Source organism: Streptomyces sp. CA189, from assembly GCF_056428985.1.
The window spans coordinates 1-6,801 of the sequence record NZ_JBWJVM010000150.1 but is presented as its reverse complement, the minus strand read 5'-3'; the positions used below and the strand labels follow the sequence as shown (position 1 = coordinate 6,801).

The 6,801-nt window shown below is 66.8% G+C and carries 5 protein-coding genes; 3 read left to right on the top strand and 2 right to left on the bottom strand.

Going from position 1 to position 6,801, the window contains the following annotated elements; all coding sequences use genetic code 11:
• The first annotated feature begins 342 nt into the window (after window positions 1-342).
• The 3 genes from AC061S_RS44015 (at window position 343) to ltrA (ending at window position 4,725) form a co-directional block, all read left to right on the top strand.
• A complete protein-coding gene (locus tag AC061S_RS44015; RefSeq protein WP_478691506.1) occupies window positions 343-1,182 on the top strand; it encodes an IS5 family transposase in 840 nt (279 codons plus the stop codon).
• Between the two features lie 1,045 nt (window positions 1,183-2,227).
• Window positions 2,228-2,428 (top strand): hypothetical protein, encoded by a 201-nt coding sequence (locus AC061S_RS44010; protein WP_478691505.1) that lies wholly within the window; start codon window positions 2,228-2,230, stop codon window positions 2,426-2,428.
• Window positions 2,429-3,459: 1,031 nt separating this feature from the next.
• Window positions 3,460-4,725: a group II intron reverse transcriptase/maturase gene (ltrA, locus tag AC061S_RS44005; protein WP_478691504.1), complete on the top strand. Its 1,266-nt coding sequence runs from the start codon at window positions 3,460-3,462 to the stop codon at window positions 4,723-4,725.
• A 220-nt stretch (window positions 4,726-4,945) separates the two neighbouring features.
• Here ltrA and AC061S_RS44000 read toward each other — a convergent pair whose 3' ends face one another.
• A complete protein-coding gene (locus AC061S_RS44000) occupies window positions 4,946-6,592 on the bottom strand; it encodes a trypsin-like serine peptidase (RefSeq protein WP_478691503.1) in 1,647 nt (548 codons plus the stop codon).
• A gap of 4 nt (window positions 6,593-6,596) precedes the next feature.
• Window positions 6,597-6,801 (bottom strand): hypothetical protein (locus AC061S_RS43995; RefSeq protein ID WP_478691502.1); only part of this gene is annotated, 205 nt, incomplete at its 5' end.

The window sequence follows — 6,801 nt, the reverse complement described above, 5'->3', positions numbered from 1 at the left end:
GAGCGGAGCAAACGGACGTCCGAGTCGACAGCTTCACGGGCGCGATGGGGCGCGTAAGGGGTAAACACCTCAAACCTGGCAGCCGCGAAACCTGCATATCGGCACATACAATCTCTTAACGCCCTCTCAGAGGGCGTTTAGCGCTTTATTGAGGTCTTTTAGGCTGGTATGGGTTTGTGGTCGGTCGGGGCTGCTGGGGTTGGTGTGGTTCATGATGCGAAAGTGGCTGCCAGGCGGGCGTCTTGCTCTCCCTCCTCCTGTTTCATCCCAAGGCGCCGGGTTTCGCGCCGTGTGCTTCGGGCGCTGGTCCGAGCGCCGGGGCCGGCTGGGTAGCCCGGAATCATGCCTGAACGCCGCCGATACCCCAGCGATCTGTCCGATGCCCGGTGGGAGCTGGTCGAGCCGGTCCTTACCGCCTGGCGGTGCGAGCGCCGCGGCCGCGGCCTGGACATCGGCCGGCCGCCCGACCACGACCTGCGGAGTCTTCTCGACGCGGTTCTCTATGTGAACCGGACCGGGATTCCCTGGCGTTACCTTCCGCACGACTACCCGCACTGGAACACCGTTTACGCGTACTTCGCCCGCTGGCAGGAAGAAGGCGTCTTCGACCAGCTGAACACCCTCCTGCGCCGCCAAGTCCGCAGGCAGGAGGGCCGCGAGGAGGAACCGACCGCCTGCGTCATCGACTCCCAGAGCATCAAAACCTCCACCAACGTCCCCGCCTGCGAGCAGGGCATCGACGCCGGCAAGAAGATCGTCGGACGGAAGCGGAGCATCGTCATCGACACCGTCGGACTCCTCCTCGCAGTCACGGTCACCGCCGCGAGCGTGCAGGACTCCATCGCCGGCCAGACCCTCATCGAACGGGTCGCCACCGAACACCCCACCATCCGCAAGACCTGGGCCGACGGCGGCTACCGCCAGCACCTCGTCGAGCACGCCGCCACCCTCGGCATCGACATGCACATCGTCCGCCGCGACCCCGCCACCAGGGGATTTACGGTCCTGCCCCGCCGTTGGACCGTCGAGAGAACCCTCGGCTGGCTCATGAACCACCGTCGCCTGGCCCGCGACTACGAAGCACACGCACACCGCTCCGAAGCCATGATCCACCTCGCGATGATCAACCTCATGACCCGCAGACTCACCCAGGAATCCACCCTCACATGGCGAGGCGCATGAACCATCCTCAACCCGGCAATCTGGGATGAAACAAAGGGATGAAACGCCCTCTCATCCACCGCGCCACCGCCGAAGCGATCCTGGGTATACCCCTGGCTGGTATATCCGGACGGCGCCGCCGTCCGGGGCTGGTCTCCTCCGACAGAAGCGCCACGTGCCTGCAGGATCTCTCGGAGCAGGGCTGGCCCACGAGCTTCCTGGCGAGCCGTCTTCAGACGAGCACTCAGACCATCGCCGTGATCCGCGGCCGTAAACGCCCACGCCTGGCCCTTGCCCTCGACCAGGCGATCCAGAACCTTCATGGGGAACTGACGGCAAGCACCCCTGCCGAGTACGGCATAGCGGCACACCGGAGCCGGATGGCCAGTGTGGCCGCCCGCCAGCGGACCCAGCACCCCCTGCTGCCGCCCCAAGCCACCGTCCACTGAACCTTGCACACCATGCGGCCAAGGCAGATGCTGTCGAGGCCCGGCGACCGGACCGCGGCCGCTGCAGTGCGCTTGTGTCAGCCAGCCGGTGGAGCGTCATCAACACGGTCCTCCGCCGCATTAGCAACCCGTGGTGACCTGCGATGACGTATCAACCACATCGATCCGGCCCCGGGGGTTTCCGGGGTTCTGCGCGTCTGACGTGGTGATGTGGCGGGGTTCGGCTGATTTTTTCATCCGCCGCTCCGGGCGAACGAATGCGGCCCCTATACGCGTACGTACGCGTACGGGCCGGCACCCGGTGCCGCGCCTTTCCGTGTCGGCTCCCGCGCGGCCGTGCCTGCCTGTGGCCGCGCGGGCGCGCCGCAGCCGCGGTCGGGCGCCCGCTCGTCTGTCCCGACGTGGACGCCTGCGCGCGGGCCGGTGTCTCGCGTGCGGGACGGCTCGGGTCGGTGGTCGGGGTCAGGTCCGGTGCCCCATATCGAGATGACCGTGGTCACCTCGACCGGGAGCAGCCGCCCGCGGGTTCCTCTTCACCGTCACCACCGTGGGGTGCGGATGGTCCAGGGCGCGCGTCTTCGCTCGCGCGCGGGGCGGTGGGCTTTTACCGTGGCCGGGTGGATCACTATGCTGGGCGGCGGCGTGGCTGCCGGAGCCTGAATGATGTCCAGGGTGAGCTCGCGCGGCGGCTGGCTGTGCGGGCGGACCGGTTGCGGGCCGAGGCGGGCCGGGATGGCGGGGAAGGGCTTTCCGTCGCGGAGGCGGTCGCCCTGGCGGCGGTCCAGCTCGGCGTCCAGCCGCCCGCGCCCACCGCCTGAACCCCGGCGGCAGTCTCTCGCGCGGGCACGGGCGCGCCTACGTTTTCGGGGCCGGCGGATTCGCGTCGGCCGGATGCGTAGACGGCGAAGTTTGCATCCGGCGGGTCTTGCCCGGAACCGGTGGCGTGTCCGGTCGTTGACAGGGCAGGGATGCACGTCGCCCCGGGGGGATCATCCATCCCCGGGTTTCCCCCCGGGGCGGTCCCGGGTCCTGGCGTCTGATGCGCTCCGCCCCCTCCTGGCGTGGCCCGGGGGCCGGATGTCGCCGCGAGCGGCGGTGTCGGCGTCAGGTGTCAGGACCGCGTCCAGCTGGCGTGCCCGCCGGACAGGGCGGCGCGTCCCGCCCGGCGGGTATGCCTGCCGTGCCCTCTACACCTACCCCTGCGGTTTCCCCTGTGTTGCCCCTGTGGTGACCGCGACCCGGCCAGTGGGTGTTTGCGCAGTACTTGTGTCCTGAACATGAAAGGGAGTTGGTTGTAGGACTGCTTCTGGAAATGGTGCTGTGCGGATGATGAAGGTTTTGTGGCCCTTCGGAGTCGCCCTGCGGGGGGAGGCTTCAAACCGCCTCATGCTGCGTTGGCTGAAGACCGTCGTGGTGAGCGATGAGGAAAAGGCGTCGTAAGAGACGTCAGGTGGGGACCGGGAAGACGAACGCAAGTGAATCGCTGCTGACGTGTCGAAAGCAAAACAGACGACATCGAAACCGGGGTGTGATCTGAACTCCGGGATGAACCTGGCGGGTGCCCGTCTATTGGCCAGGTGGTGTCCGGCATGTAGGTGACGTGAGTCCGGTCTGCGGCTTCCGCATGGAACAGGAGAAGGCAGGTCCCGATACTGCCCGCCGTGCAGCGGCGACGAGAGGGAGTGCCCCAAGCAGCGGACACTGCGAGGGGTCGAGTACCGACGTGGGACCTGCTGGCGGACCGGCTCGTAGTAGTGGTGAAGCCCCTGTAACGGGGGTGGAGCGAAGGGGCCGGGTCGTTCGTGACTGTGTTGATCGCATCAACCGGGCAGTGCCCGGGAGGAGTTCGGTGGGCCAGTTGAAGTCTCAGATCAAGCCGTTTGATATTTCGAAGTGGGAAGTCAAGGAGGCGTGGGGGGAAGTCAGGGCTAACAAGGGTGCACCCGGCGTGGACGGGCAGAGCATCGCCGACTTCGAGAAGGACCTGAAAAACAATCTGTATAAGGTCTGGAATCGAATGTCGTCGGGTTCGTACTTCCCGCCTCCGGTGCGTGCGGTGGCGATTCCCAAGCCGCATGGCGGTGGCACGAGAATGCTCGGCATTCCCGCTGTTGCCGACCGTGTGGCTCAGACCGTTGTGGCCCGGCATCTGATGCGAAGGGTGGAGCCTGTTTTCCACCCGGATAGCTTCGGATACCGGCCTGGACGGTCCGCTTTGGATGCGGTAGGGAAATGCCGGGAGCGTTGCTGGAAGCGGGACTGGGTGGTGGAGTTCGACATCGCCAAGTTCTTCGACAGCGTGCCCTGGGACCTGCTGGTCAAGGCGGTGCAAGCGCACACCGACGCCGTTTGGGTGAGATTGTATGTGCGGCGGTGGCTCGAAGCACCGCTCGCGATGCCCGACGGATCCCTGCTGGAGCGGGAGCGCGGAACCCCGCAAGGGGCCCCGGTGTCTCCCGTGCTGGCGAACCTGTTTCTGCACTATGCGTTCGATGTCTGGATGGACCGGGAGTTCCCGTCCGTCTGGTTCGAACGCTATGCGGACGACGCGGTGCTGCACTGCGTCACCGAGCGCCAGGCCCGCCAGGTGTTGGCCGCGCTCACAGACAGGATGGTCGAGGTCGGGTTGCAGCTGCACCCGGACAAGACCCGGATCGTCTACGGCAAGGACGGTAGTCGCCGCGGCTCTTACGAGCACACGGCGTTCACCTTCCTCGGGTACACGTTCCGCGCCAGGAAGAACCGGAGCCGACGCGGGAACCTATTCCTGTCGTTCGAGCCGGCGGTCAGCAAGGAAGCCCTGAAGAGAATGGGGTGGGAGCTGCGGTCCTGGCGCCTGCACACCCGCTCGGACCTGTCCTTCCAGGAGCTCGCCCGCAGGATCAACCCGGTCGTGGCGGGCTGGATCAACTACTACAGCCGCTTCAGGCCGTGGGAACTGATCCCCTTCGTGATGCGTATCAATGCCTACCTGGTGCGCTGGATCCGCCAGAAGTACAAACGGCTCGCGGCCAAGCGGAAGGCCATCGCGAAGATGCAGGAGATCGCCCAGCGATACCCCCGCATGTTCGCGCACTGGCGCCTCATCCCCACCGCCAGCGCTGTGACGGTCTGATGATCAGAACGACAAGAGCCGTGTAACGGGAGACTGTTACGCACGGTTCTGTGAGAGCCGGAGGGTGAGACTCCCTCCGGCTACTCGGCAGAGCCGTTCTCCGGCCTCCCCGCCCGCCTCGGAACCTTCTCTTCCAGACCCTTTGGCGGATCTGGTAGTTCGGTGCGGGGCGGGGAGGTATCGGACCTGGTTCGAAATCCGGTCACATCTTTTGTAGGGATCAGGCCGGTGGTACGAGCATTCGTTCGGTGCCGAGGCTGTTCATGCGGGTGTCGCGGTACATGGTGGTCTCGCCATCGCTCCAGCGGATGATCAGGTCGTTGGTGAGACCGTCTCCGGTGAACTGTCCGGTGGTCATGACCACGCTGTGGGTCCAGGTCTTGTTGGGGCCGTGGACCCGCTGCTCGCTGCCCAGACCGCCGGTGGTGGTGCCGACGTAGTTGTCGAGTTCGCCGCTGGACCAGCGGACCATCAGGTCCCATTTCTGGTTGCCGGAGAACTGCCCGGCGGTCAGCAAGGTGGCGTCCTTCCAGGTGCTGTTGGGGTCCTTCAGCTTGTACTCCTGGCCCAGAGTGCCCGCGCCGACGTTGGTGTAGAGGCTGAGTTCTCCGTCGGACCAGCGCACCATCAGGTCGGTGACGTAGGTCGTGGCGTTGAACCGGCCGGCGGCGATCTGGGTGGCGTGGCTCCAGATGGACCCGGACGGTGCCATTTCGGTGCCGCCGCCCAGCCCGTTGGAGCCGACATCGCCGTGCAGACTCAGCCTGCCGTCGGCCCAGCGGACCATGAGGTCGAACTGGTTGGAGCCGGTGAAGTCCCCCGCGGTGATGGTGACGGCCGACTTCCAGCCCGCGTTCGGCGCCAGCAGCTGCCGTTCCGGGCGGAAGCCGCCGCTGCCGTCACCGGGGTAGAGAGTGGCCTCGCCGTCGGTCCACACGACGAGCATGTCGCTGCGTCCGCTGCCCGAGAAGTCGCCGGAGGCTATCTGCTTGGCGTGCTTCCAGGTCGCCCCGCTGCCCGGCAGGACCGGGCCGTCCGTCACGCCCTGGTAGGGGGTCGGACGGTGGACCTTGCCCGCACCGATTCCGTTGTTCGCGTCGTTGTAGAGGTCCTGCGCGTCCTTGCCGTAGAGAGGCGAGTACGAGATCCAGTCGACGTCGCCACCGCCGCCGACGCCGCCGACGTTACCGATCACCTGTCCGGTGTTCGTCTTCGGGTTGAATCCCTTGATCCACGGGCCGCCGGAGACGCCGGCGTGGAACCCGCCGCACTCCATCTTCATCTGCCGGAACCCGTACAGCCGGGTGGTGGGTACATCGCAGCGGATGGCCTTGTGCGCACTGTTGAGCTTGCCGCTGGACGGGTATCCGACCACCGTCACGTTGTGCTCGTACGTCGTCGCGGGCGTGAAGGTGAGCGCCCCCGTGACGTTCTCCACGGCGCCCTTGGCGTTCGTGCCGACCGTGATGAAGGCGAAGTCGAGGTCGGAGGTCGGTCCCCGCCCCTTGTTCTCGTACCGGGGGTCCATGTAGACGTCGCGGACGGGGAAGACGCCCCAGGGCTGATCGCCCGAGCCGAGACCATAGCGGTACTGCGGCACGAAGATGCGGTTCGTCGACGTTCTCAGCTGGGTCCCACAGTGGCCCGCGGTGAGCACCAGGCTCTTGCCCTTGCTGCGCACGACGCTGCCGCTGCAGTAGGTGCTGTCACCGCTGACCGGGGTGCCCTGGAAGAAGAACGTCCCGACCATCGGGAGTCCTTCGAAGTGGGTGGCCGTGGGCGTGCCCGCAGGGGCGGCGGCGGCCATGCCCCGGGCTACGGGGTTCTCCTGGACCGGCTGGGTGCCGACCGGCTTGGCCCGGCCCATCCGCTCAGCGGTCCAGTAATCCGCCTCTGCGGAGGCGGAGCGGGAAGGAGAGGCAGAAGGCGAGGGGGACGTCGATGAAGGAACGGGGCGTGACGGCGTCGATACCGGCGCGGGGGAAGAAGGCGTGGTCTTCGGCGGGGACGCGGCAGGAGACCCGGCTGCGGGGGGAGAGGGAGAGGGAGAGGGAGAGGGAGAGGGAGAGGGAGAGG